Raw genomic sequence first — 23,144 nt, 5'->3', positions numbered from 1 at the left:
ACTAATCCTTCCATTTAGAGTCATCCTTGAGTAGTTCTTTTGCTACTTTCATCATACCCTTAAGTGAATTATTAAACTTTTTCTTTTCCTCAGGAGCCATATCTTCACTTTCTAGACGGAAAGCAGCAATAAGATCCTCTTCATCTTTATCATAATCTCTGTATAGGGTGTCATCAAAATTTAGTTCAACTCCTAAACTGTTAGGATCATCTGTTCTTCCAAGAAGGTAATCCACAGATACATTAAAATAATCAGCAACTTTTTGGATATTCTCTATTTTGGGAGAAGATGTGTTCCAGCGTCTGATTTGACCATTGGATATCCCAGTTTTTCTTTCAATTTCCGCAAATGTTACTTTCTTTTCAACTGCTAATAATTTTATTTTCTCCACTAAATTCATATTTATCAGCCTTTCAGAAGCTCATACCAAAAAATATAATAGCTTTTACGCTAAAATAGTTTGACAAATAACTTTTGCGCTATTATACTGTTTTCATAAGCTAATTATTTAGCAAATTTAAAACTAAAGAGAACCTATAAAAAATAATAATTTCATCGGTCGGCAAACTTAGAAATGTTTATTTAAAGGTTTTTGTAGTCTTATTTAGCTATGTATATATAATAGCATTTACGCTAATTTTGTCAATATATAATTTCAGATATTAGCGAAATAGTTAGCTTATCATTTTCAAGAGTAGAAAGAAGGTGAATATGATGAGTGAAAATTTAGATTTGAAAATTAGAAATGAATTACGCAAACGAAAAATGACTTTTAAAGAATTAGCTGTGGAAGTAGGTATATCTAGTCCGTATATGTCAGATATTGTAAATGGAAAACGGGATGGTGAAAAGGCGCAGGAACATATTTGTACGATAAAAAAAATACTAAACATCAGATAGGAGAAAAGAACGGATGAAAGAGTTAATTAAAACATTTAAAAATGAACGAGGCGAAATTTTAGTAAGCGGTCGAATGCTGCACGAATATTTAGAAGTGAAAGACAATTATACGGATTGGTTTAAGAGAATGGTAGGTTATGGATTTACTGAAAATGATGATTTTATGGGTTTTTCGGAAAAATCCGATAAACCTCAAGGAGGACGTCCTTCAATTGATCACGCAATGAAATTGGACATGGCAAAAGAAATTTCTATGTTACAGAGAACAGATAAAGGAAAACAAGCTCGTCAATATTTTATTGAGGTCGAGAAACAACATAAAAATTTATTAGATACATCTAAACTAAGTCCAGAGCTTCAATTCATGAATAGTGTGGTCACTCAACTTGCTTCTCAAGAATTAGCCACTAAACAATTAGAAACGAAAATTGATAGTGTTTCAGAAATTGTTGCTTTGAATACTTTAGATTGGCGTAAAAATGCTAATTCATTAATCAATCAAGTGGTTCGCGTCCAAGGTGGTGGAGATGCTCATAGAACAGTCCGCAGTGATATTTACAAAGAGGTAGAACGTAGAGCTGGGGCGAATCTATCGCAACGCGTCACGAATAAACGACGTCGAATGGCAGACGAGGGAATAAGCAAATCTAAGAGAGATAAATTAAATCAAGTAGATGCAATCTCTGATGACAAGAAGTTAGTAGAAATTTACATGTCCGTTGTAAAGGATTTCGCAATCAATCATAAAGTATGGGATGAAAATTTTTAAGAATGAGGTGAAATATATGTCAGAAGTGATCACTAGGGAACAACTTGACATAGCCTTGATTAACTATATCCCGAAAAGATACATCAACCAATCAGAGGCGGTTAAGTACACGGGTACTTCGCACAACACTATAAAAAAATGGGTGAAGATGGGATTGAAACAGATAATTTTCGATGAAGATTCAAGGCCTAAATATGATGTAAAGGATTTAGATAAGTGGATGAATGAACATAAGGTATAGGAGGAATGAATTATGGAACTTATATTCTATTCAAAAAAGAATGGCGTGAATCAGAGGTTACCTATCACTGGTAACAGCTTACTAGGTATTGAGAAGGTATTTGATACAGATGAATTTAAAGAGCATAAGCCGTTTGCCTACGCTCTAATAGATGGAGTTGAAATAAAATTATTTACAGACCAAGTAGCTTAGTGGCAACCGATGTGGCAACGACTCCCATGACTTGCAGTGAAGTTGTCCCAACTGTCGATGTTATCTTTTCTTTCGTCTTATTCCAAACAGTATCACTTTGAATAGTGTCTAAGAATTTATGACCTTCCCAAGTAATACTGTTGATAGTTAAAAAGATATTGATAGCACCGTCAGCAGTTGTTTCAAGAGCAGATATAAAACCAGCTTCTTTTAATTTTGCAAGAGTATAACTAAATTGCTCTTCACCAAATTTTTTATAACTAGTAAATTCTTCAAAGATATTGGAAGTGATTATATCATGTGCAGGCATATTGTTTTCTATATCGATTAATACCTGTCTGACACAGTCATGATTTAATTTCATAGGTTTTACCTCGCTTTCATAGTGAGTATACCAAATATAAGGAGGGAAACAAATGAAAAAAATTTGGAGGTTGAGACGTCAAGGTATCCTTCTGATGACGCTCGGTTTAGGAATCATATTAGGAAGTATTAAGGGTATGGAATGGGTGATGAGTATGCTACCACCAGACAACGTAGGATACAAAGAAGCTTCGCTTCGTAGCGAAACTTATGAAGAAGTGTTAGAGAAAATAAAACAAGAGCCTACCTCGTTGGTAGACGAAGTAAGCCATTAAATAAAATACAAACTATAAGGAGAATATAACATGATTACAGAAAAAATTCAAAACATGATCATAGAATTAGCCCAAGAATGCGAAAAAGAGGATATCGGTCTATCTATATGCGCTATTGATCGAAAAGGGAATGAAGAAAGTATAGGTATTGCACAAGTAGGTACCGAAGGGGATGTGGAAGCTTCTATAAGTTATCAAATAAAGGAATGGGAAAAAATGTTGGAAGATTGCGATTGCTCGCATTGTTCAGAAAAATTGGCTTTGCTTAATGAAGTTAAGAATAGTGAAGATACCGAGGTTGAGGAGGAAGAAGCATGTCAGTAAAAATTAATAAGCTAGAAATTGAAAATGTGAAGCGTGTCAAGGCAGTAAAGATTGAGCCAAATGCAAATGGGCTCACTATTGTCGGTGGCAATAATAACCAAGGCAAGACAAGCGTGCTAGACGCCATTTCGTGGGCGTTAGGTGGTAACAGATATAAACCTAGCCGAGCTACACGAGAAGGGTCTATGACGCCACCACACCTGCAGATTGTAATGAATAACGGATTAGTAGTAGAGCGTAAAGGAAAGAACTCTACTTTGAAAGTTATTGATCCTAATGGTGACAAGGGTGGCCAAGAATTGCTTAACAGTTTTGTGGAAGAACTAGCCATCGACTTGCCGAAATTCATGGACTCAACTAGCAAAGAAAAAGCGAATATCCTCCTTCAAATTATTGGGGTAGGTAATCAATTATTTGAATTAGAACGCAAGGAGCAAGAAATTTACAATCAACGTCATGCGATTGGTCAGATTGCAGATCAAAAGAAAAAGTATGCAGCAGAACAGCCGTACTATCCAGACGCTCCCAAAGAGTTGGTATCCATCAATGAGTTAGTCAAGCAGCAGCAAGAAATACTTGCACGCAATGGGGAGAATCAACGCAAGCGAACAGAAGTAGAACAGATTCGTTTTCAACTTACTCAATCCCAACAGAGTATTCAGACGCTTACTGATCGTATCGCTGAACTCCAAGCACAACTTGTCACTGAGCAACAAAGCTTCAGTAATTTGTCAGCGGATTTTGAAACGGCTCAGAAAACTGTAGAAACATTGCAAGATGAATCGACCGAAGAATTGCAACAAAACATTGCAGAGATTGACGAGATTAACCGCAAGGTAAGGACCAACCTCGACAAAGAAAAAGCTGAGGAAGATGCCAATCAATATCAGAACCAATATGACACGCTATCTAATGATTTGGAGTCTGTGCGTGAAGACAAAGCGGCTCTATTAACCAATGCACAGTTGCCACTTCCAGGATTATCTGTTGACGATGGAGACTTAATCTATAACGGGCAGAGATGGGACAACATGAGTGGTTCTGACCAACTGAAAGTTTCTACTGCTATCGTCCGGAAACTCAAACCCGATTGCGGATTTATTCTCTTAGACAAACTGGAGCAGATGGACATGGCTACGCTAAATGAGTTTGGACAATGGTTAGAACAAGAAGGGCTGCAAGCAATCGCCACTCGGGTCTCTACAGGTGAAGAATGCGAGATTATTATCGAGGATGGCTATGTCGCAGAAGATAAATTAAGCAAGCCTGAGGGCGGACCTACACCTCAGCAAGCAACACCAACTACACCAACATGGACGAAAGGAGCATTTTAATGAATATCACTAAGGGAGTTATTGCAAAAGCGCAGAAGGCAGTTATATATGGTCCCGAGGGAATTGGGAAAACATCTCTGGCTTCACAGTTTCCAGACCCTGTGTTCATCGACACGGAAGGCAGTACCAATAATATGGATGTGGCTCGTTTGGATAAGCCATCGAGTTGGATCATGCTCATGCAACAAATTGATTTTGTAAAACAGACAATGCCGTGCAAAACGTTAGTTGTCGACACAATCGACTGGGCAGAGCGCCTGTGTATTGAATATATCACTAGTAATGCGAACAAGAAGAGTATCACTGAGTTCGGCTACGGCGAAGGGTTCATCAAATTAGAAGAAGAGTATGGCCGTTTCTTAAACAAGCTATCTGACCTAGCAGAAATGGGCATCAATGTGGTTTTAACTGCTCATGCCAAAATTGTGAAATTTGAGCAACCGGATGAAATGGGAGCTTATGATCGCTGGGAATTGAAACTAGGGAATAAGACAACTGCTAAGACTGCAGCACTTACGAAAGAATGGGCGGATATGGTCTTGTTCTGCAACTACAAGACGTTATCGGTTGCTAGTGATGATAAAGGCAAGAAATTTAAAGGACAAGGTGGGAAACGTGTCATGTACACATCACATCATCCGGCATGGGATGCAAAGAACCGTTTCGGGCTACCTGAGGAGTTGGATATGAGCTTTGTTGGCTTGGCTCATATTTTTATGCCTCAACAAGTCCCAACGGCAACTCAACCGCCGATGAATAACTGGCAAACAAATGACGTGCCAAATGTCCCACAACAAACGACGCCACCGCCTGAACCAACACCACAGCCGGCCACTCAAATAGCAACAACATTTGAACGTGAAGCAGTGGACTATTCAAAGTTGCCTAAGAACTTAGCGGATTTGATGCAAGCGAACAATGTTTTACCAGCTGAAATTATGGCAGCTACTGAGTCCAAAGGCTACTACCCAGTGGGCACACCGATTGAAACTTACGATCCTGGCTACATTGATGGCGTATTGGTTGGAGCATGGGACCAGGTCTTTGGAATGATTAAAGATTTACGAACAAAACAACAATTTTAGGAGGAAAACAGAATGACACAACAATTTCAACAAGATCATGAATTAGGATGGGATGACACGATTACCCAAGATAGCAGCGAAGGCGGTATTGTTTTAGCACCGGGCGATTATATTTTTGAAGTTGTTAAATTTGAACGTGCTCGTTACACACCGAAGAGTAGCAGCTCAAAATTGCCACCATGCAATATGGCCAAGATTGAACTAAAGATTGAATCGAATCAAGGAACAGCTACAGTGTTCAATAACTTATATCTACACACTTCAACCGAAGGCTTATTATCCGCTTTCTTCGCCTCAATCGGACAGAAACGTAAAGGTGAAAAATTGAAAATGAATTGGGGATTGGTCACTGGAGCAAGAGGAGTAGTTAAGATTAAAAATCGAACTTACAATGATTCTATTTACAACGATGTAGATCGTTTCTACCCAAGTGACCCAAGCTATTACACAACCAAAGAAATGCCGGCAATCGTACAACAATTACAACAGGGGCAAGCTCAAACGCCACCAAATCCGTACCAACAGTCCGCGCCAAGCTACCAAACAACACCGGCGCAAAACTATCAACAACCTCAACAACAGCCTACAACGCCACCTGTGCAACCACAGCAACCGCAACAACCACAATTGCCAGGATATCAAGCGGGAGCATTTTAATCTAGGAGGAGAAAATAATGAGTAAAGAGATTGACTTACAATTATCCGAACTAGCAGAAGGCGCCATCCAAGAAAAATTGGATGGTGAACTGCAAAAGGTGTTCAGCAATATCCATGACCCTAATACGCCTGCAGGTGTGAAGCGAACAGTCACAATTAAACTAGATTTTAAACCAGATGACAACCGGCAAGTAATTGCGGTTAGCAGTGATTTTACAACCAAACTTGCACCAGTTGAGGGAGTATCTACTACAGTTCTTACTGGTCGAGATTTAACAACCGGAAAAGTAGAAGCCCATGAATTAAAATCGTCCGTTCCTGGTCAAACATATATCGATACAGTAGATGGACAAGTAAAAACCGATACAGGTGTACCGGTGGATGTGATTGAAAAAGAAGAAGCAAAGAAACAACAAATAATCGACTTACAACAGAAAAGAGGATAAATAAATGACAATGACAAAAGAGGCAATTCAATATCTAATGGAGCAAGGCATTAAACCAGAAGACAGATTGATTAATTTTGACAATGATGAGCGTTGGTTAGTGATTGATAGCGGGGGACGATCGGAGGAACTTCTACCTCGTGTCTTCACTGCAAAAGAACACTTAGTAATCAAAACTCTTTCGGGATTTGTTAACTATGTGAAAGCAAACTTAGATCGTACGGATAAACCGTTGATTGTACATGTAAAAAATGAATCAAGTGTTGTTTTAAATGGACTGCTTGAAGTTGATGGTAGCCGTGAAACGTTAGCGGTTGCCAAGGCAATTGTTCCTCGGTTTGACTTTGACTATTTCTTAGATATGGAAGATTTTAATATCTCCTTGCAGTCCAAATTCGTTCCAAATAATTATCGAGATATTTTACTAAAAGTAGTTGGTAATGTATCAGAAGACAACGTGAAGAGCACCGGGGACGACGGTGTAAGCCAAGCGGTCACGATTAATCAAGGGGTTGCAACTAAGGCATCTGTGAAGGTACCCAATCCAGTCACGCTAGCACCGTTTAGAACATTTTTAGAAGTAAAACAGCCTGAAAGTCAATTTATTTTCCGCATGAAAGACGGTCCTCGTGGCGCTATCTTTGAAGCTGATGGAGGAGCGTGGAGAAATCAAGCGATTGTGAATATCCGTGAGTATCTCAAAGAACAACTGTCAGAAGAAATTGAAGCGGGAAGAATTACGATTATAGCTTAGGAGGGACCCCATGGAGCTACGTCCATATCAGAATGAAGCGAGGGAATCCATCCAACAGGAGTGGGCAAGTGGCAAGAAAAAGACGCTGCTTGTCCTACCTACTGGGTGCGGGAAGACGATTGTTTTCTCGAAAGTAATTGAAGATCGTGTGAGGATGGGCGAGCGTGTGCTCGTCCTTGCTCATAGGGGAGAATTGCTTGACCAAGCTTCAGACAAATTAGAAAAGTCTACGGGACTTAAAACAGCAACCGAAAAAGCGGAACAGACAAGCCTAGGGAGTTTCTTCCGGGTAGTTGTTGGATCTGTTCAAACACTAATGAGGGAAAAACGACTGAGCAAGTTCCCAGCTGATTTTTTTGACACAATTGTCGTTGATGAGGCTCATCACTGCATAAGTGATGGCTATCAACGGGTATTAAAACATTTTGAGAAGTCAAACGTGTTAGGTGTTACAGCGACTCCAGACCGTGGCGATATGAGAAATCTAGGATCTTATTTTGAATCATTAGCCTACGAATACACTTTGCCTGAAGCAATTAAACAAGGGTATCTGTCACCAATCAAAGCATTGACTATTCCATTGAAATTGGACTTAACCACAGTTGGACAACAAGCCGGGGACTTTAAAGCAAAGGATTTAGGTACTGCATTAGATCCATACTTGTATCAAATTGCCGATGAGATGGTAAAACATTGTTCCAATCGGAAGTCAGTCGTATTTCTTCCACTAGTAAAAACGAGTAAGAAGTTCCGTGACATTTTAAACGAAAAAGGTCTGAGGGCTGCAGAAGTAGATGGTGACTCAAAAGACCGTGCAGAAATTTTAGAGGATTTTGACAATGGTAAATACGATGTGCTTTGTAATTCGATGTTACTAACTGAAGGTTGGGACTGTCCATCTGTCGACTGTATTGTGGTTTTGAGACCGACAAAAGTACGCAGCCTATACAGTCAAATAGTCGGTCGTGGAACTCGATTATTTCCGGGTAAAGAAGAATTACTCTTACTAGATTTCTTGTGGCACACAGAACGGCATGAACTTTGTCATCCGGCGCATTTGATTGCTAGCAGTGATGAGGTGGCCAAGAAGATGACAGAGAATATTGAAGATGCAGGTGAGCAAGGTTTTGCAATAGATATCCAAGATGCAGAAGTACAAGCCGAGAAAGATGTCATCGCTGAACGAGAAGAAGCCTTAGCCAAACAGCTTGCTGAAATGCGGAAGAGGAAACAAAAGCTTGTGGATCCATTGCAGTTTGAAATGTCAATTCAAGCAGAAGATTTAACAAGTTATGTACCTTCATTCGGTTGGGAGATGGGTCCACCATCTGAGCAACAAGTATCAGCATTGGAAAAACTAGGGATACTGCCAGATATGATAGACAACGCAGGAAAAGCTAGTCTCATGCTTGATCGCTTGCAAAAACGAAAAGAAGCAGGACTAGCTACGCCTAAACAAATTCGATTATTGGAGCAACGAGGTTTTAAAAATGTGGGTACGTGGTCATTTGAAAATTCAAGTAAGATGATTAATCGTATTGCTGCTAATGGGTGGCGACTACCAGTAGGGTTAATTCCTACAGAATATGTGCCAGAATAGGAGAAATTAATTATGGAACAAGAAAATCAATACTTAAAAGAACGGATAGCTTTTCTTGAAGCTTTAATAGATGTTCAGACTGAAACGTTGGAAAAAGCTATAGCAACAAATGCCAAGTTAATCAACTATTTAAAAGAAACTATTTAGGTTTGTTTAACAGTTTATTTGCTTCAAGAATTACCATTTCATTATCAATATGGCTCAGTAATGCCTTGAGAAACATTTTTATAGATTCAATATCATGTTCTGGATGACGTCTAGTGTAATGTGTCTCATCATTACCGATAAATGAAATTGCCTTAGATAAATTTTTGATAGTTTCATTTGGTAACACATTAATTTTGTTGGATAAGGAGGTCTTGTAGTCTTTCAGCCATTCTTCGGACACTCCTTCAACAGGGTAGGATAACAGATAATCAGTAATTAGAAATTCTACAGCTTTCCTATAGGCCATACCTGCTATGGATTTTAGTTTTTGTTCCTCAGCTTGATTTGCCTCATTATATATATTATGAAAATCTGGGGACATTTTTTTTATACTATCAGATATTTCAGCAGAGTTTGTTGTGTTGAATGGTATAGTTTCAATTGATTTCAAATAATAGTCTTTTTCTGAATCAAAAGAATCCTTATTTTTATCAGTTACTTCCATAAGGTGAATGGTATTAGAGCCACAAAATTTGCAAGCAAAAATACAGATTCCACCTTTTTGCCTATCCATTTTTCCTAAAGTACCACACCCGGTTATATATAATTGATCTCCCGTGTTTTTACAGTGCATGCATATACGTGGTTCTTCAATTTCAATCGCGACTGAACGTATGCTATTTTCATCTAGTAAATAAGTATTTACTTCTTTATGAATCATGTTGTAAGGTTCTCCTTATTGTTTTTCTACCATTATACCAAAGAAAGTAGGTGATACTACCTTGGAAAATAAATTTGATTTACTAGAACTACTTGAATATATAGAGCCGGCTGCATTGTCTTATCAAGAATGGACAAATGTTGGCATGGCATTGAAGCATGAAGGCTATACAGCTATCGACTGGGATGTGTGGAGCCGAAAAGACGCTGCGCGATATCACGAAGGAGAATGTTTTAAAAAATGGATTTCGTTCGAGGGATCCGGACAACCAGTTACAGGCGCAACAATTACCCAACTGGCTAAGGAACAAGGATGGCGCTCACCATACAAGCAAGAAGATGGTGGCCATGAGTTAGATTGGAATGACACTCTGCAGCGTGATGAGTTGGTCATTATCGACAAGAATTGGATTGAAGGAAAAGAAATCCATGAGCCTACTGTTTGGGATCCAGCACGCCAGATTATTCGTTACCTTGAAACGCTATTCGAGCCATCGGAAACAGTCGCCTACAACGTCCAGTCTTGGGAAGATGAAGATGGGAAGTGGAAACCTTCAAATAAAGGAGCTTACGACCGAACCGCAGGACAATTGATTGAAGAACTGACGCATTGTGGAGATGATATTGGTGCAGTTTTAGGCGATTATAACCCAGAAGCCGGGGCATGGATTCGATTCAACCCAGTGGATGGAAAAGGCGTAAAGAATGACAACGTAACAGAATTTAGATACGCATTAGTTGAGTCTGACAACATGAGCCTTGAAAAGCAAAATGCGATAATGCGCGAACTTGAATTACCAATCACAGCAATGTTATACAGTGGCGGAAAATCAATTCATGCTATTGTCAAAGTTGATGCAGACAACTATCCGGAATATCGGAAACGAGTCGACTATCTCTATGACGTCTGCAAAAAGAACGGGCTTACAAATGACAACCAGAACAGAAATCCATCCCGTTTGAGTCGTATGCCTGGTGTCATCAGAGGTGACCAAAAGCAATATATTATTGATACGAATTTAGGTAAAGCGTCATGGGATGAGTGGAAAGAATGGATTGAAAGCGTCAATGATGATTTGCCTGATCCAGAAAGCTTAGACAATATTTTCGATGAAGAGATTGAGCTTGCGCCTGAACTAATCAAAGGCATGTTACGACAAGGGCACAAGATGTTAATTGCGGGACCGTCAAAAGCTGGGAAATCATTCTCACTAATTCAGTTGGCCATAGCAATTGCTGAAGGTAAACAGTGGTTTGGTTTCGATTGTGCCCAAGGCAAAGTGCTATACGTCAATTTGGAATTAGATGCTCGTTCTGCAAAAATTCGTTTCGTTGACATTTATAATCGTCTTGGTCAAGGCCATTCGAATGTTGGGAATATCGACATCTGGAATTTACGTGGTAAGACCAGTCCGCTAGATAAACTGGCACCAAAATTAATTCGACGTGCACAAAAATCCGAATACATGGCCGTCATCATTGACCCTATCTATAAAGTGTTGACCGGGGACGAAAACAGTGCGCATGAGATGGCTAAGTTTACAAATCAGTTCGATAAAATTGCAACCGAGTTAGGGTGTGCAGTGATCTATTGTCACCATCATTCAAAGGGTTCGCAAGGTGGGAAAAGTTCAATTGACCGTTCGAGTGGTTCCGGAGTGTTCGCTCGGGATCCCGACGCAATCCTAGATTTAATCGAATTACCCGTAAATGAAGAACGATACACAGCATTAGAAAGCGAAGCAGCTTGTACAGTCTACAATGAAGCGATTCAGAAACATAACCCTTCATACGTAGGGAATATTAGCCAAGATGACGTGTTCAGTCCTAAGCAGATGAGCCATCATCTTATGAGTGCGATTCATTCGCAAGCTATCCTTCAGCAAGTGGAGGAAGAACGAAGAAAACAGGTACGTGCTGCACGTCAATGTACTGCCTGGCGAATTGAAGGAACACTGCGTGAGTTCCCAAAGTTCGACCCGATAAATGTGTGGTTTAGGTATCCAGTACATGAATTAGATGATTCGCTAGCAGATATCAAGCTAGATGAGGATCCGAAAGAGAACTGGAAGAAAGGTACCAAGAAAGCTAACCAGTCTCGTAGCGAACAATCTAAAAAGGAACTTGAAACAGCATTCAGCGCTCTTTCTATGGATGGCGGTCCAATAGAGGTGAATGATCTAGTGGAGTATTTAGACGTTTCTCGTCAGACTGTCTATAACAAAGTAAAAAAACATGAAGGCTTCGAAATTATAGACGGTCTAGTAGAAAAAAAGAGTGAACAACAAGTGTAAACAACCAATAGCTATTTACTAGATATTTACAAAACGAAGTATCCGTAAAACTCAAAATAGCTATTTACTAGACAGTTACAATCTCAAAACGTTGTTATACCGCTGTCTGCCTCCCTTATCAATAGCTCCCTTTCAGGGATAGCTATTGATAGAAGGGAAGAGCACGACAAAAATTAGAATTTGACAGAGAAAAAAATAATGGACTATACCAAAATAAAATAACAAGAAAGTGGTGGTTGTGGTGGAATACATTGAGGATGAATTTACTAAAGAATATAGGCAACTGAGTCGTAAACAGAAAATCTTTGCCGAAATGCTTCTATACAGTTTTATAGCTTTTCAAACTGGAAACAAATCCAAAATAAAAATTTTAAAAAGTTGCGGAATGTCTATGGATGGAAAAAAAGTAGTCAAATATGAAATAGAAGTTCCAAGACACGAAGGGAAGGAATAGACATTATGAGAACGGTTAGAGAACTTTATAAAGAATTACGTGACAAACACGGGATCACGACAAGTACAATGTTTCATGAAAATTTAGACGAGGAAATTACAGAAGAAACGTTTAATTGGAGATTAAAAATTATGTCTAGTCTTTTTGATGATATAGATGAGGAGGACGAAGATGAGTGATGGATTTAAAACATTAGACGAGTATAAAGTCGGTTGGTGGAAAAAAGGAAATCACTATAGATATTGTTATGGAATATTTTGGGGCGGATTGACACCTTTTGTAAAGTATCGTACAAAATCAAGTCATTTATCCAACTCTAGAAAAGCAACTGCAATTAATGCTGTATGCGACAACTGGTTTCCAAAAGCGGAATACCTCGGAATGGAGTTGGAACAGGAGGGTGAGACGGATGATTGAATTCTTCATGCCGATGAAGAAAGTGCCGACTACGACGCACCAGCAAAAACAAATTAATGTTCAGATGACGATTAAAACAGGAAAACCCCATTTCTATGAACCTGCCGATTTACAAGCAGCACGTTCTAAATTAATGGCACATCTAGGACAACATGTTCCAAATGAAAAATATAAAAAAGCTGTCAGATTAACTACAAAATGGTGTTTTCCAGTCACAGGTAAGCATAGTGATGGTGAGTATAAGACGACGAAGCCAGATACAGATAATCTACAAAAGTTACTAAAGGATTGCATGACTGATCTAGGCTATTGGGTCGATGATGCACTTGTGGCTAGTGAAATCACAGAAAAGTTTTGGGCGAAGATACCGGGAATTTATATCAGAATCGAGGAGCTGTGAATGGATTGGAATGCCGTGTTCGAAGATATCCATCAATGGATGCAAGAATCAAACCAAGTGCTGCAGAGATATCCGATTACCTCAGATGACTACTGGACGTGGTTAATTCGTTCGATTGGAGAGTTATCTCAAAAATACAATAACCATCCGTTAGTGATTGGGTTTCTAACAGTGCTGATTGATTTCCAGCAGAAACAATATGAGAAAGTAGGAGAGACAATATGAACAAAGAAATAGTTAACGTTAAAGAACTAGGGGCATTTGGTGATGGGGTACATGATGATACAGCGGTATTCAAGAGTGCGTTAAGTCAAAGTAAAGTAGTGATAGTACCTCCAGGGGAATATATTATCAGTGAAACATTGAATATTTTACAAGGGAAGTCTCTAATCGGGGAAACAAATAATATAAGAGGATATGGGCCTACAGCTGTTTTGAGATTTACTTCAGATGTGATTAAAAGCAAGTCAGCGTTTATTCTTATGGGAAGAAATGCGGTCGGTGCAGAGCCGATAGAACAAAGAAGTGAAGTTAAACTTAAGAACATTCAATTGGATTGCAATGGAAAAATCGGATTTGGTGTCTATGCGTCATATTTAACAAATGAATCAGAGATTAATAATGTAGCTGTAAAAGGAAGTTCTGAATATAATTTTTTCATTGTAAAATCCTGGTATGCTAAATATGAAAATTTGGTATCACTAGAATGTAATAATAATGGGATTGCTTTTGGGATGCCTTTAGAATATTCTGATGGTGAAAAAGTAGAATGGACAAGTGCTAACCCTTTAGAGCTGAACAATACACTGATTAAAAATATTCGTAGCATTAAATCAGGTCAAAGGTTTATTGGTGATATTGAAAAATATGATCCTGAGAATAAAGAATTAAGAAATAAAGGATATGGTATTGGTTTTGGCATGGGATCAGCTTTACAATTAGAGACATTCTTGTCTGAACAGAGCGGAGGGGCAGGATTATATTGCTTTTCTGGAGCTCATTCAGTAAAAAGAATTACTCAAGGATATTTAGAAAAAAATTCATCAGGTATAAAAAGTGGAGCAGAAAAAGCTCATATGATTATTGAAAATACAAGTTCTTATGGAGGTCCTATAGTGCTTGAAAATATTCAAATGAGTAATTTGCATGGAGGGATTTATCATACTGGTGTTTTAGGGAAAAAAGTATATTTAAGTAATGTGTATGAACCCGCATTTTTAAAATCTTTAGATGGTGTATCAAATTTTGAACTTTATTCAGAGGTTTTGAAAGATAAAATATTTTACCAGTGTGGAACATTTAATACTGACATCAACAGTCGTTCATTTTATAAAACTCAAAATGTAAACACCAGATATAGTTTTGAAATAAGCATCGAAGAGGTTTCAATGAATAGTCTGATATTTATAAAATCCAACACTAATAAAGTTTGGGGATCATTAATCCTTCATTATTCAGATCGTGAACCTGAAAATGTAAAATTACCCGAAACTATCGGAGAAGAATATCAATTTTTGATTGCAGCAAAAAATAATCTTATTGGCATTAGCAAAGGCGGTGGAACTGGTGCAGGAGATAGGTTTATAGATATCAGAATAGAGAGAACCAAGCAGACTTATAATTGATTTTTAAATGCAAGGAGGATGTTTAATGGCTAAGAATAATAATCTAACGAAGCACCAGCTTGAAATTATTACAGCAACGGTTTTACAGGAACATAGAAAACAAAGCAATAAAATGAAACGTGAAGAGAAATCACGTAACCTTAGGAACACAGAGCTACTTTTGAAAAACTATATCAAATTAAAAGATTTATGCGATGAGACAATTCAAGAAGCAATACCGGACGACTATCCAGACTTTAGCTTAGAATCATTGACTTTAAAAAGCTTAACAATATACCGAAAAAAAACACTGATGATGATGAACCATGTAGATAAGATGCTGGTAGCTTATGAATGGAATTGTCGCAAAGGTTCTGTTGAGGAACAACGTAGATTTAAAATTTTGAAGCAAAGATATTTAGTTGATGAACATATGACAGTGAAGGAAATATGTGAGTATTTTCATGTTGAACAAGGGACAGTATATCGTGATACAAAAATTGCTATTAAAGATATGGCCGTTCTATTGTTCGGTGTATCAGCGATTGACTTCAAGTGAGGTTAAAAAAAGTTTGAAAAAAACACCACTCTTTCCGTGGTATTATGATAGCGTGGAATGAGACCGATAAACGGATAAGTTAAACAACCTATCAAACTTCCTTTTAATTACATGTCAATCCAGTTTGTCGGTTTTTCATTTTTTAAATTAAACGATCAAGTCGCTCATAACTGGGTGGCTTTTTTAGTACATAAGGAGGTGATTAAGAATGTCTAAAAATGGTACAGAAAGTGACAAATACAAGCTAACGGCTGCAGAGAAGAAACTCTTTGAAGTGTTGGTAAATCCGGAACATATAGGTAAAACAGTCACAGAATTGTGTAATCTGGCAAGAATTAGCAGAAATAAGTACTATGATGCTATGAAAAAGGAAGGATTCGTTACTTTAGTCAACGATACAACAATGGACCTCATTAAGGGCAAAGCTTCGGATGTTCTTAATGCCGCCTATAAATACGCTCTCAAAGAAAAAGGACATCAAGATAGAAAAATGTTACTTACTATTGCAGGAATATATGCTGATAAACAAGAAATCGAGCACTCAGGAAATATTAATAATCCATTCGAAAATCTAACTGAAGATGAATTAAGGAAGTTGGCTGTACGAGATGGATAAAATTGCTTTGGGTGCAAAAGTTCAGCTTGCTAAGATGTTTTTCTTTGATTACTGTCACTTGATTATGCCCAGCTTTTACAAGCGAGATAGAAAGTACCTACAAAATGTATGCACTGAGTTTCAAGGGTTCTTAAATGACAACGAGCACGATGTTCTCGTGCTTAATATGCCGCCTAGACATGGTAAGTCGTTAACACTGGGAAAATTTGTTGAATGGGTCCTTGGAAACGACCATAGCAAGAAAATTATGACAGGGTCGTATAACGAAACGTTGTCTACCGTATTCTCTAAAAATGTACGTAACACAATACAAGAGGTTAAAGCTGATGAAAATAAGATTGTTTATTCCGATATATTTAACGCCAAAATAAAATATGGTGATGGTGCAATGAATCTTTGGAGTCTAGAGGATGGTTATAACAACTATCTAGCTACTTCACCTACAGGGACTGCCACAGGTTTCGGTGCAGATATTATCATTATCGATGATGTAATCAAAAACGCCAAAGAAGCGAATAATGCAACTACCCTAAACGATCAATGGGAATGGTTCATTAATACGATGCTTTCTCGCCTTGAGTCTAAGGGCAAAATCATCATTAATATGACTAGGTGGCATAGTAATGATTTGGCTGGCAAGGTATTAAAGGAGCTTCCTAAAAGCGGATATCGAGTGAAGCATATTAATTTTAAAGCCTGTGACGAAGAGACACATCAAATGCTTTGTGATGACGTTTTGTCTTACGATGAGTATCAACGTAAAGTTAAAACAATGGGACAAGATATTGCGCTGGCTAACTATCAGCAGCAACCTATTGATTTAAAAGGCAGACTGTATCAAAAGTTTCAGACTTATGAAACGGAATCAACGTATATCAAACGATGGGTGTATACAGATACTGCAGACAGAGGGGAAGATTATCTTTGCTCTATAGCGTTTGGCGAAACTGAGGATCATACAGCAGAAGTGTTAGATGTTTTGTACACAAAAAAACCGATGGAAGATACTGAAATTGCACATGCTAATCAAGCGATAGTAAATAGAATTAACCATGTTCGTGTAGAGTCTAACTCTGGTGGGCGTGGTTTTTCTCGTAACTCGGAACGTATAGCTAAAGAAAAAGGATATCGTAATGCTTATTACGAACCGTTTCATCAATCAGATAATAAGCAGTCTCGAATATTATCTAACTCAGCATTAGTCGAGAACCTAGTTTATTTCCCAGAAGATTGGGCGATACGTTGGCCTGAGTTTTATGAAGCAATTACTACGTTTCAACGTGAGGGTAAAAACAAACACGATGACGCTCCTGACGCACTGACTGGAGTAGTAGAAACAATAAACGAGGAAGATGACTTCAATTTCATTCAATATTAGGAGGTGACTGAATATTGTTTCAATCAAATTTATCATTAAAAAATTACAAACGAATACGAACTAAATACGCTACTCAGATTGAGGTTGGCGAATTCGACCCAAACGGTTTTATGTCAGACATGAAGCCTTTTTTTGATGACAGAGAACGAAAGTACCTAGCGTACACGAGCGAGAAAAACGAAATAGATAGTCGCCCAAAACCAAACACAAAAATCATCAAAGTAAACAATAAGATTCACGCAGGTATGTTTAACATTGTTGTCGACCAGGCTGTTAACCATTTTATTGGCAAGCCTGTCAAGTTAGATTACGACGTGTCTACGCAGAAACGTAATTTGTTACAGAAGATGAAAGATAAATTTTTAGGTAATCAGATTGACAGTCCTACAACACCCGAAGAGTTCGAATCTTTCAGCCAAAAAGTTGAGGACATGCGTTTTAATATGCTAAACACCGATACTGCCACATATCAAGGCGCTTGCGGTGTAGCATTTAGGCTGATTGAGCCCAAGCAGATAGCGGACAAAGAATGGGAACTGTGGGCTTCCAATATTGAACCATGGCGAGCTGAGAAGTATGAGAACGGCGCTATCTATATCAAGGAAAAATATGATCCATATATGAAAAAGTATTATGATGAATTGGTGTTAGTGACAGATAAAGAAATCACTACTTATAACCAGTATGTTGATTCAAATATTTCCAGTATCAGCCCTGCATTCAAGAACATGGGGGCTGTAGTAAATCCTTTAAACATTATCTATTTGTCCGAGTTCAAGAACAACACAAACCGCTACTGTGATTTTGAGGTAGCGGAGGAAATAAGCGACGCAATAGACCGCACCTTATCAGATCAGCAGAATGAAGTTGAACAGTTCAAATTAGCGTACATGCTTATCACGGGAACGTCGATGAATGAAAAGGAAGCTAAAAGTATGATGGAATCGTTGGGGATTATCAACCTAAAGGATCCTAATGCTAAAGCTGAGTACGTTACTAAAGACTTGCTTAAAGATTTTAACGAGTATCACATCGACTTACTAAAAAAACAATTTTACACTATCTGTAAAGCAATCGATTTTAACGATGAGGTGTTTAAATCAAACAGTTCGGGTGAAGCTAGAAAGTGGCAAATCATAACACTTGAAGCCAAGACGAATACGAAAGAGCAATATTTTACTGAAGGCTTGAAAGAATGTTCTGATACGGTTGCTGCTTTCATGAAACAAATCGATAAAGTGGACTTGGACACTAGCAAGTTAATCTACACGTTCACACGCTCATTACCAACAGATTTGAGCTACCTAGCTGATTCGTTGCCAAAACTAGCTCCGTACGTATCTAAACGGACGATTCAAAGTCAGATTCCATTCGTGACTGATGTCGACTACGAAAACGAGATGATGGACGCCGAAAGTAGTCAGCAATACCCTGATAGCGAATACGGAAAATTAGGCGGTGGGGACAATGACCAAACAGACACCAAGTGAGCAATACTGGGAGCGCCGTCGAGAGTTAGAGGACAAGGCTCGGTTGGAAATGGAGCAACAAACCATTAAGCAACTCACAATGACTTTTCCTAATGCGTTGAAACGTATTGAAGAGATGTTGCTAGGGCAATCTGACCTACATAACATAACTCAAGACGAGCTTCTTTCTGACGCTAATCGGCGAGATCAAGAGAAATATAGAAAGTACCTTGATGAACATTACAAAGAACTAATGAGTTCAGATGAGAAATATCAAGAATTCATTGATGAGTTTTTTCCGAGCTATGATTATGCGAAAGTTAACCGATTATTGCAAATGCGTGGGGATATTTTTTCTATCCTGGCTGCAGAAATTCAAAACGAAAATATCGAAGAAAAGTTTAATGACGGTCTTGAGAAAATGGTCAACAGACTATACGCTTCAAATTCAAGAGCCCTGGGCATAATTCTAGGGACGGGAGATTATTCCAGGTTACCAAAAACAGATTTAGAAACCATGTTGAACTATCCCTGGAGTGGTCGGACGTTTTCTAGTCGTTTGTGGGGCAATGTGTCACGCTTGGAGCAGAATTTGAGCCAATCTATCGTCAATGCAGTAGCAAGCGGTGAAGGCGTGTTGGAAGCTCTTAAAAGCATGCGTGGCGATAGTGATATCTCCGACATGTTTAAGCTCGAAGAAGGTAAATTTAACAGGGCAATTGAAAATCTCGTGCGAACGGAATACGCTCATTTTGCTGTGGCCGGTATTAATAGATCATTGGATGACGCCGGTTTAAAAGATAGGATGAGTTGGTCAGCAGAAGATGAGCGAGTTTGTTCCGTATGTGGCCAACAAAGTGGAAGGCATGGCAAACTCATAAAGGATGGTTGGTACCCACCGTATCATGGTCGTTGTCGTTGTACTGTGATTCCTAAAATGCCGGAGTTAGATGAAAGCATAGATGAACTATACGAAGAAATGTTTGGGGATCTATTAAACGACTTCGCGAAAAATGAATTTGGGATAGACTTATCAAAGCGTAGAAAATTCGATTATATCAACCCGGATAATTACCTGGAATTTATAAACAAGCATAATAAGGCTAGTGATGAAGAGCAGTATGCTATTGATGGACGTCTTCGTAGAGACAGGGAAGGGTATATACAAACCGCGAATAGTTTCATGATTAATCAAGCGTTAAGAAAAGATGATTTATCAAATTTAACTTCCGAATCTATTAAAACCATCGAAGCTTTGAGTCGTGTAATAAGTAAAAATGTATTAAATCAAGACATAAAGGTTGATAGATGGGTAGGAATGCCTTGGTTATCAGAAATCGCAGAAAATTGGACTAATTCAAAAGTTAAAGCTATTTCTGAATTAATTGAATTTATGAACAATAATAAAGTAGAATTCGTGGATAAAGGTTTCTTGTCTACTAGCGTTATTCCAGCAAAAAACGTCTTCCGTTCATATCCCATTAAAATAGAAATTAGAGTGCCTAAAGGGACGAATATTTATGCTACAGATAATATCCATGAAAGTGAATTGATTTTGCAAAAAGGCAATAAATATGAGATAATCAGTGCGAAGATGGATACCATAGATAAAAAGAAAAAAATAGTTATTGAAGTAATGGTGAAAGGAGCTGAGCAAGATGAGTAAACCATTTGAATTAATTGATGATGTTGGATTAGCTGATGTTCCTAAAATCAATCCTAAGTCTATGACAGACGAAGAGCTTGCTAAACTCAGATTTACCTGGCTTTCTTCCGATGAACAGGATGCAGTATTAAAAGAGTTAGAAAAAAGGAATCAAGTAAAATAGCACCCAATCATTTTAAGCAGTGATTGAGTGCTATTTTTGTACCTAAAATTAAGGAGGACTAAAAGAAATGGATAACAACAAATTTACAGACAAATGCAAGGATATTTTAGAATCAAAAGGTTTTGAGCGAGACGACATTTTCATTGTTTGGTCATGTAAGACTTTGCAAAACAACAAAGCTATTTTGAGCGCTACAATTAAAGGTGCACCGTTGTATGAGATCACTCATAACGGTGATAAAGGAGAAATCTACGTAGATACTTACGCCAAAGAATCAAATGAGTGTTTGAAAGTAGATGTTCAATAATGGACGAAGATCACGAAGAATACTGGGAAGCAGAAGACTTAGGTATTTACTAGGTCTTTTTATTTTGTCCGAAATGACGTTAAACTAGCGCAATGCTGGGCTTAACAGAATGGTGGGGCGCATACAAAAAAACTTATGCAATGCGGGGCGCAATGCGAATCGTGGGGCGGAAGGAGCAAGACAATGAAAAAACAATTATTACCAATGAATTTACAAATGTTTGCTGAAGGCGGAGACGGTAACGAACAACCAAAATTTTCTTTTGATGATTTTAAGACATTTGTTGAATCAAACGAAGAAGCACAGAAATTCATACAGGCTGAAAGACAAGCTTTTTCCGACAAGTCAATAGAATCGTGGCAGAAAAATAATCTCGATAAAATCAAACAGGATACCATCAAGGATTATGAAGCGTCAAAGAAGAACAAGTCACCTGAGCAAGTAGCACTTGAAAAGTTGCAAGCTGACTTTGAAGCGGAAAAGAATTTGCGTGTCACTAGCGAAAACAAAGCATTTGTTGCTGAACAGATAGCTGGGCTAAAACTTAGTGATGATTTAAGTGAATCGGTATCTCAGTTCATGCTAAACAATTTAGTTAGCGCAGATACAGAGTTTACTAAAAATGCCGTAGAAGCCTTCACAAATGTTTTGGGGACAATCAGCGAGAAACATTCAGATGAACTCAAAAACATTGAAATGAGTAGTGCATTTGGCAACAAGAATCAACCGCAACAACAAAATAATGAACCTGTTAAAAATGGCAGAGAACAGCTAGCAGCTGGTTTAAGCCAATTGATGGGACAATAACGGAGGAATTTTAAACATGAAAAAAACAAGCACAAATAATTTAGAATATTTGGATATCTCGCCGATCATTAATGCAGAAAATATCCAAAGTACGCCGTTCTTATCTTGGTTATTGGGAACAGGTAAAACGGAAGCCGCTAAATCAACTGAAATCAAGTGGAGAGAGTACCAAATCAATGAAGATGATTCGTCCGAACAACTTGAAGGTGGAGAATATTCGGATGCCGAATCTGGTCGTATTTGGTACTCTAACTTAACGGAAATTTTCCGTAAATCAACATCTGTTTCTGGAACGTTAGACTCTATCAATGTCGATGGTGTAGGGAATGAGCTAACCAACCAAGTAATGTTACGCGCGCAGGAGATGAAGCTTGATCTAAATCGCAAACTAATTACAGGTGTCAAAGCAGAGGAAAATGGTTCTGTGGGTCGTAAAACAAATGGTATTCTAAATTTAATCAATGCAGGTAACGTAGTAACGACTGCAGCAGTCGATGCAGTTACTCGTAAAGATGTAGACCAAGCGTTTAAAGTCATTTATGACAAAGGCTATGCAGGAGAAAAATTGGTATTAACGTCAACGGATATGGTTGATTCCATGACAGACGAAATCGATAAAGCTGGAACAAAGGTATTTAGCTTTGGTGATACAGTGGCTTTTGGTTTACAAGTCGGAAAAATTGTATCCAACTACGGAAGCGGTATTGCATTGATTGAGCCTAGTTTACCAAACGGGACAATGATTTTCTTAGATCCAATCTACGTGAAATTACGCTCATTACGCGAATGGAGAGCTGAGGAATTGGCCAAAACGACGGACTCGCGCCGTATTGGTATTGTGGGTGAGTATACTATCGAGTACACAGCTTCAAATTCAGGTTCAATTTTAAAACGGAAAACAGTTTAAAGAGATAGTTTAACAGCTATCTCTTTTCTTATTACAAAATTTCAGGAGGAAATCATAATGGCTAAAGCAAAAGAAGAAGTAGTGGTAACTACTGAAGAAACAACTGAAGAAGTAACAAAATTGGAGTATCGAACGGTGAAAGGGAAAAACTTTGTTGGTTTCGTTCACCCAGATACTCGGAAACTGATTACGGTCAATGAAAAAGGTCGGTTGTTTGTTGATAAAACAGATACAAAGGCGATTGCTATTTTGGATGCTGCTCAAGATGTATTTTTGCTTGAAGATTAAGGTGCTTT

At 38.2% G+C, this 23,144-nt stretch carries 33 protein-coding genes; 30 read left to right on the top strand and 3 right to left on the bottom strand.

Annotation, left to right across the window (positions count from 1 at the left end):
* Position 1: 1 nt before the first annotated feature.
* On the bottom strand, positions 2-400 hold the full coding sequence (locus IGI37_RS10565) for a helix-turn-helix domain-containing protein (RefSeq protein WP_438761765.1): 399 nt from the start codon (positions 398-400) through the stop codon (positions 2-4).
* 314 nt (positions 401-714) lie between these two features.
* Between IGI37_RS10565 and IGI37_RS10560 the strand changes: the two genes are divergently transcribed.
* The 4 genes from IGI37_RS10560 to IGI37_RS10545 are packed head-to-tail and all read left to right on the top strand — an operon-like array spanning position 715 to position 2,102.
* The gene (locus tag IGI37_RS10560; RefSeq protein ID WP_438761764.1) at positions 715-900 is read left to right on the top strand and encodes a helix-turn-helix domain-containing protein; all 186 of its coding nucleotides are present in this window, start codon (positions 715-717) and stop codon (positions 898-900) included.
* 13 nt (positions 901-913) lie between these two features.
* The gene (locus tag IGI37_RS10555; RefSeq protein WP_438761762.1) at positions 914-1,669 is read left to right on the top strand and encodes an antA/AntB antirepressor family protein; all 756 of its coding nucleotides are present in this window, start codon (positions 914-916) and stop codon (positions 1,667-1,669) included.
* A gap of 16 nt (positions 1,670-1,685) precedes the next feature.
* Positions 1,686-1,910, top strand: a complete 225-nt coding sequence (locus IGI37_RS10550; protein ID WP_438761761.1) for a DNA-binding protein — start codon at positions 1,686-1,688, stop codon at positions 1,908-1,910.
* 12 nt (positions 1,911-1,922) lie between these two features.
* Complete coding sequence (locus tag IGI37_RS10545; RefSeq protein ID WP_438761760.1) at positions 1,923-2,102, top strand: hypothetical protein; 180 nt, start codon at positions 1,923-1,925, stop codon at positions 2,100-2,102.
* On the opposite strand, the gene IGI37_RS10540 is transcribed toward IGI37_RS10545, so the two are convergent.
* Positions 2,083-2,466: a DUF2513 domain-containing protein gene (locus IGI37_RS10540; protein WP_438761758.1), complete on the bottom strand. Its 384-nt coding sequence runs from the start codon at positions 2,464-2,466 to the stop codon at positions 2,083-2,085. The two genes, IGI37_RS10545 and IGI37_RS10540, sit on opposite strands and share 20 nt — an antisense overlap.
* Before the next feature lie 52 nt (positions 2,467-2,518).
* On the opposite strand from IGI37_RS10540, the gene IGI37_RS10535 reads away from it, so the two are divergent.
* Genes IGI37_RS10535 through IGI37_RS10495 form a run of 9 tightly spaced genes read left to right on the top strand, consistent with a single transcriptional unit; the run spans position 2,519 to position 9,087 of the window.
* Complete coding sequence (locus tag IGI37_RS10535) at positions 2,519-2,740, top strand: hypothetical protein (RefSeq protein ID WP_438761756.1); 222 nt, start codon at positions 2,519-2,521, stop codon at positions 2,738-2,740.
* Between the two features lie 30 nt (positions 2,741-2,770).
* Positions 2,771-3,064 carry a hypothetical protein gene (locus IGI37_RS10530; protein WP_438761754.1) on the top strand — a complete coding sequence of 98 codons (294 nt, stop codon included), beginning with the start codon at positions 2,771-2,773 and terminating at the stop codon, positions 3,062-3,064.
* Positions 3,055-4,398, top strand: a complete 1,344-nt coding sequence (locus tag IGI37_RS10525) for an AAA family ATPase (RefSeq protein ID WP_438761752.1) — start codon at positions 3,055-3,057, stop codon at positions 4,396-4,398. Before IGI37_RS10530 ends, IGI37_RS10525 begins: the two co-directional genes overlap by 10 nt.
* Complete coding sequence (locus IGI37_RS10520) at positions 4,398-5,483, top strand: ATP-binding protein (RefSeq protein WP_438761750.1); 1,086 nt, start codon at positions 4,398-4,400, stop codon at positions 5,481-5,483. The genes IGI37_RS10525 and IGI37_RS10520 overlap by 1 nt, the downstream gene beginning before the upstream one ends.
* Before the next feature lie 12 nt (positions 5,484-5,495).
* Positions 5,496-6,140, top strand: a complete 645-nt coding sequence (locus tag IGI37_RS10515; protein ID WP_438761749.1) for a hypothetical protein — start codon at positions 5,496-5,498, stop codon at positions 6,138-6,140.
* Between the two features lie 17 nt (positions 6,141-6,157).
* Entirely contained in the window at positions 6,158-6,586 is a 429-nt protein-coding gene (locus tag IGI37_RS10510) for a replication terminator protein (RefSeq protein ID WP_438761747.1), read from the top strand.
* A 4-nt stretch (positions 6,587-6,590) separates the two neighbouring features.
* Positions 6,591-7,340 (top strand): hypothetical protein, encoded by a 750-nt coding sequence (locus IGI37_RS10505; protein ID WP_438761745.1) that lies wholly within the window; start codon positions 6,591-6,593, stop codon positions 7,338-7,340.
* A 10-nt stretch (positions 7,341-7,350) separates the two neighbouring features.
* Complete coding sequence (locus IGI37_RS10500) at positions 7,351-8,940, top strand: DEAD/DEAH box helicase (protein WP_438761743.1); 1,590 nt, start codon at positions 7,351-7,353, stop codon at positions 8,938-8,940.
* A 12-nt stretch (positions 8,941-8,952) separates the two neighbouring features.
* Positions 8,953-9,087 carry a hypothetical protein gene (locus IGI37_RS10495; RefSeq protein ID WP_438761741.1) on the top strand — a complete coding sequence of 45 codons (135 nt, stop codon included), beginning with the start codon at positions 8,953-8,955 and terminating at the stop codon, positions 9,085-9,087.
* On the opposite strand, the gene IGI37_RS10490 is transcribed toward IGI37_RS10495, so the two are convergent.
* Positions 9,080-9,808: a hypothetical protein gene (locus IGI37_RS10490; protein ID WP_438761739.1), complete on the bottom strand. Its 729-nt coding sequence runs from the start codon at positions 9,806-9,808 to the stop codon at positions 9,080-9,082. The two genes, IGI37_RS10495 and IGI37_RS10490, sit on opposite strands and share 8 nt — an antisense overlap.
* 61 nt (positions 9,809-9,869) lie before the next feature.
* On the opposite strand from IGI37_RS10490, the gene IGI37_RS10485 reads away from it, so the two are divergent.
* The 17 genes from IGI37_RS10485 (at position 9,870) to IGI37_RS10405 (ending at position 23,136) form a co-directional block, all read left to right on the top strand.
* A complete protein-coding gene (locus IGI37_RS10485; RefSeq protein WP_438761737.1) occupies positions 9,870-12,101 on the top strand; it encodes an AAA family ATPase in 2,232 nt (743 codons plus the stop codon).
* A gap of 241 nt (positions 12,102-12,342) precedes the next feature.
* The gene (locus tag IGI37_RS10480) at positions 12,343-12,555 is read left to right on the top strand and encodes a hypothetical protein (RefSeq protein ID WP_438761735.1); all 213 of its coding nucleotides are present in this window, start codon (positions 12,343-12,345) and stop codon (positions 12,553-12,555) included.
* Positions 12,556-12,560: 5 nt separating this feature from the next.
* Positions 12,561-12,734 carry a hypothetical protein gene (locus IGI37_RS10475; RefSeq protein ID WP_438761734.1) on the top strand — a complete coding sequence of 58 codons (174 nt, stop codon included), beginning with the start codon at positions 12,561-12,563 and terminating at the stop codon, positions 12,732-12,734.
* Entirely contained in the window at positions 12,727-12,972 is a 246-nt protein-coding gene (locus IGI37_RS10470) for a hypothetical protein (RefSeq protein ID WP_438761732.1), read from the top strand. The genes IGI37_RS10475 and IGI37_RS10470 overlap by 8 nt, the downstream gene beginning before the upstream one ends.
* Positions 12,965-13,372, top strand: a complete 408-nt coding sequence (locus tag IGI37_RS10465; RefSeq protein WP_438761731.1) for a RusA family crossover junction endodeoxyribonuclease — start codon at positions 12,965-12,967, stop codon at positions 13,370-13,372. The genes IGI37_RS10470 and IGI37_RS10465 overlap by 8 nt, the downstream gene beginning before the upstream one ends.
* Positions 13,373-13,597 (top strand): hypothetical protein, encoded by a 225-nt coding sequence (locus tag IGI37_RS10460; protein WP_438761730.1) that lies wholly within the window; start codon positions 13,373-13,375, stop codon positions 13,595-13,597. It begins immediately after the preceding gene.
* Complete coding sequence (locus IGI37_RS10455; RefSeq protein ID WP_438761729.1) at positions 13,594-14,997, top strand: glycosyl hydrolase family 28-related protein; 1,404 nt, start codon at positions 13,594-13,596, stop codon at positions 14,995-14,997. Before IGI37_RS10460 ends, IGI37_RS10455 begins: the two co-directional genes overlap by 4 nt.
* Before the next feature lie 25 nt (positions 14,998-15,022).
* Positions 15,023-15,535 (top strand): helix-turn-helix domain-containing protein, encoded by a 513-nt coding sequence (locus IGI37_RS10450; protein ID WP_438761727.1) that lies wholly within the window; start codon positions 15,023-15,025, stop codon positions 15,533-15,535.
* A gap of 208 nt (positions 15,536-15,743) precedes the next feature.
* Positions 15,744-16,151: a phBC6A51 family helix-turn-helix protein gene (locus IGI37_RS10445; protein WP_438761726.1), complete on the top strand. Its 408-nt coding sequence runs from the start codon at positions 15,744-15,746 to the stop codon at positions 16,149-16,151.
* The gene (gene terL / locus IGI37_RS10440) at positions 16,144-17,529 is read left to right on the top strand and encodes a phage terminase large subunit (RefSeq protein ID WP_438761724.1); all 1,386 of its coding nucleotides are present in this window, start codon (positions 16,144-16,146) and stop codon (positions 17,527-17,529) included. Before IGI37_RS10445 ends, terL begins: the two co-directional genes overlap by 8 nt.
* Positions 17,530-17,543: 14 nt before the next feature.
* Positions 17,544-19,019 (top strand): phage portal protein, encoded by a 1,476-nt coding sequence (locus IGI37_RS10435; protein ID WP_438761722.1) that lies wholly within the window; start codon positions 17,544-17,546, stop codon positions 19,017-19,019.
* Positions 18,997-20,664 (top strand): ADP-ribosyltransferase, encoded by a 1,668-nt coding sequence (locus IGI37_RS10430; protein ID WP_438761720.1) that lies wholly within the window; start codon positions 18,997-18,999, stop codon positions 20,662-20,664. The genes IGI37_RS10435 and IGI37_RS10430 overlap by 23 nt, the downstream gene beginning before the upstream one ends.
* Positions 20,657-20,827 carry a hypothetical protein gene (locus tag IGI37_RS10425; protein WP_438761718.1) on the top strand — a complete coding sequence of 57 codons (171 nt, stop codon included), beginning with the start codon at positions 20,657-20,659 and terminating at the stop codon, positions 20,825-20,827. The genes IGI37_RS10430 and IGI37_RS10425 overlap by 8 nt, the downstream gene beginning before the upstream one ends.
* A 67-nt stretch (positions 20,828-20,894) precedes the next feature.
* The gene (locus IGI37_RS10420) at positions 20,895-21,134 is read left to right on the top strand and encodes a DUF6275 family protein (protein ID WP_438761717.1); all 240 of its coding nucleotides are present in this window, start codon (positions 20,895-20,897) and stop codon (positions 21,132-21,134) included.
* 183 nt (positions 21,135-21,317) lie between these two features.
* Complete coding sequence (locus IGI37_RS10415) at positions 21,318-21,941, top strand: capsid assembly scaffolding protein Gp46 family protein (protein WP_438761715.1); 624 nt, start codon at positions 21,318-21,320, stop codon at positions 21,939-21,941.
* 16 nt (positions 21,942-21,957) lie between these two features.
* Positions 21,958-22,848: an SU10 major capsid protein gene (locus IGI37_RS10410; RefSeq protein ID WP_438761713.1), complete on the top strand. Its 891-nt coding sequence runs from the start codon at positions 21,958-21,960 to the stop codon at positions 22,846-22,848.
* 57 nt (positions 22,849-22,905) lie between these two features.
* A complete protein-coding gene (locus IGI37_RS10405; RefSeq protein WP_438761712.1) occupies positions 22,906-23,136 on the top strand; it encodes a hypothetical protein in 231 nt (76 codons plus the stop codon).
* Positions 23,137-23,144: the final 8 nt, after the last annotated feature.

Origin of the sequence: Enterococcus sp. AZ194, from assembly GCF_051713825.1 — a bacterium.
GTDB lineage: Bacteria > Bacillota > Bacilli > Lactobacillales > Enterococcaceae > Enterococcus_K.
The sequence above is the reverse complement of the archived record's forward strand: the minus strand, read 5'-3'. Positions and strand labels throughout refer to the sequence as shown.

Excerpts from the sequence above, each read along its gene's own strand:
- IGI37_RS10495 (WP_438761741.1), top strand. The coding sequence starts at position 8,953 with ATGGAACAAGAAAATCAATACTTAAAAGAACGGATAGCTTTTCTTGAA.
- IGI37_RS10545 (WP_438761760.1), top strand. The coding sequence starts at position 1,923 with ATGGAACTTATATTCTATTCAAAAAAGAATGGCGTGAATCAGAGGTTA.
- IGI37_RS10410 (WP_438761713.1), top strand. The coding sequence starts at position 21,958 with ATGAAAAAAACAAGCACAAATAATTTAGAATATTTGGATATCTCGCCG.
- IGI37_RS10555 (WP_438761762.1), top strand. The coding sequence starts at position 914 with ATGAAAGAGTTAATTAAAACATTTAAAAATGAACGAGGCGAAATTTTA.
- IGI37_RS10450 (WP_438761727.1), top strand. The coding sequence starts at position 15,023 with ATGGCTAAGAATAATAATCTAACGAAGCACCAGCTTGAAATTATTACA.
- IGI37_RS10455 (WP_438761729.1), top strand. The coding sequence starts at position 13,594 with ATGAACAAAGAAATAGTTAACGTTAAAGAACTAGGGGCATTTGGTGAT.
- IGI37_RS10520 (WP_438761750.1), top strand. The coding sequence starts at position 4,398 with ATGAATATCACTAAGGGAGTTATTGCAAAAGCGCAGAAGGCAGTTATA.
- IGI37_RS10445 (WP_438761726.1), top strand. The coding sequence starts at position 15,744 with ATGTCTAAAAATGGTACAGAAAGTGACAAATACAAGCTAACGGCTGCA.
- IGI37_RS10550 (WP_438761761.1), top strand. The coding sequence starts at position 1,686 with ATGTCAGAAGTGATCACTAGGGAACAACTTGACATAGCCTTGATTAAC.
- IGI37_RS10505 (WP_438761745.1), top strand. The coding sequence starts at position 6,591 with ATGACAATGACAAAAGAGGCAATTCAATATCTAATGGAGCAAGGCATT.
- IGI37_RS10530 (WP_438761754.1), top strand. The coding sequence starts at position 2,771 with ATGATTACAGAAAAAATTCAAAACATGATCATAGAATTAGCCCAAGAA.
- IGI37_RS10430 (WP_438761720.1), top strand. The coding sequence starts at position 18,997 with ATGACCAAACAGACACCAAGTGAGCAATACTGGGAGCGCCGTCGAGAG.
- IGI37_RS10420 (WP_438761717.1), top strand. The coding sequence starts at position 20,895 with ATGGATAACAACAAATTTACAGACAAATGCAAGGATATTTTAGAATCA.
- IGI37_RS10425 (WP_438761718.1), top strand. The coding sequence starts at position 20,657 with ATGAGTAAACCATTTGAATTAATTGATGATGTTGGATTAGCTGATGTT.
- IGI37_RS10500 (WP_438761743.1), top strand. The coding sequence starts at position 7,351 with ATGGAGCTACGTCCATATCAGAATGAAGCGAGGGAATCCATCCAACAG.
- IGI37_RS10475 (WP_438761734.1), top strand. The coding sequence starts at position 12,561 with ATGAGAACGGTTAGAGAACTTTATAAAGAATTACGTGACAAACACGGG.
- IGI37_RS10515 (WP_438761749.1), top strand. The coding sequence starts at position 5,496 with ATGACACAACAATTTCAACAAGATCATGAATTAGGATGGGATGACACG.
- terL (WP_438761724.1), top strand. The coding sequence starts at position 16,144 with ATGGATAAAATTGCTTTGGGTGCAAAAGTTCAGCTTGCTAAGATGTTT.
- IGI37_RS10465 (WP_438761731.1), top strand. The coding sequence starts at position 12,965 with ATGATTGAATTCTTCATGCCGATGAAGAAAGTGCCGACTACGACGCAC.
- IGI37_RS10510 (WP_438761747.1), top strand. The coding sequence starts at position 6,158 with ATGAGTAAAGAGATTGACTTACAATTATCCGAACTAGCAGAAGGCGCC.
- IGI37_RS10470 (WP_438761732.1), top strand. The coding sequence starts at position 12,727 with ATGAGTGATGGATTTAAAACATTAGACGAGTATAAAGTCGGTTGGTGG.
- IGI37_RS10460 (WP_438761730.1), top strand. The coding sequence starts at position 13,373 with ATGGATTGGAATGCCGTGTTCGAAGATATCCATCAATGGATGCAAGAA.
- IGI37_RS10490 (WP_438761739.1), bottom strand. The coding sequence starts at position 9,808 with ATGATTCATAAAGAAGTAAATACTTATTTACTAGATGAAAATAGCATA.
- IGI37_RS10525 (WP_438761752.1), top strand. The coding sequence starts at position 3,055 with ATGTCAGTAAAAATTAATAAGCTAGAAATTGAAAATGTGAAGCGTGTC.
- IGI37_RS10535 (WP_438761756.1), top strand. The coding sequence starts at position 2,519 with ATGAAAAAAATTTGGAGGTTGAGACGTCAAGGTATCCTTCTGATGACG.
- IGI37_RS10405 (WP_438761712.1), top strand. The coding sequence starts at position 22,906 with ATGGCTAAAGCAAAAGAAGAAGTAGTGGTAACTACTGAAGAAACAACT.
- IGI37_RS10540 (WP_438761758.1), bottom strand. The coding sequence starts at position 2,466 with ATGAAATTAAATCATGACTGTGTCAGACAGGTATTAATCGATATAGAA.
- IGI37_RS10565 (WP_438761765.1), bottom strand. The coding sequence starts at position 400 with ATGAATTTAGTGGAGAAAATAAAATTATTAGCAGTTGAAAAGAAAGTA.
- IGI37_RS10415 (WP_438761715.1), top strand. The coding sequence starts at position 21,318 with ATGAAAAAACAATTATTACCAATGAATTTACAAATGTTTGCTGAAGGC.
- IGI37_RS10560 (WP_438761764.1), top strand. The coding sequence starts at position 715 with ATGAGTGAAAATTTAGATTTGAAAATTAGAAATGAATTACGCAAACGA.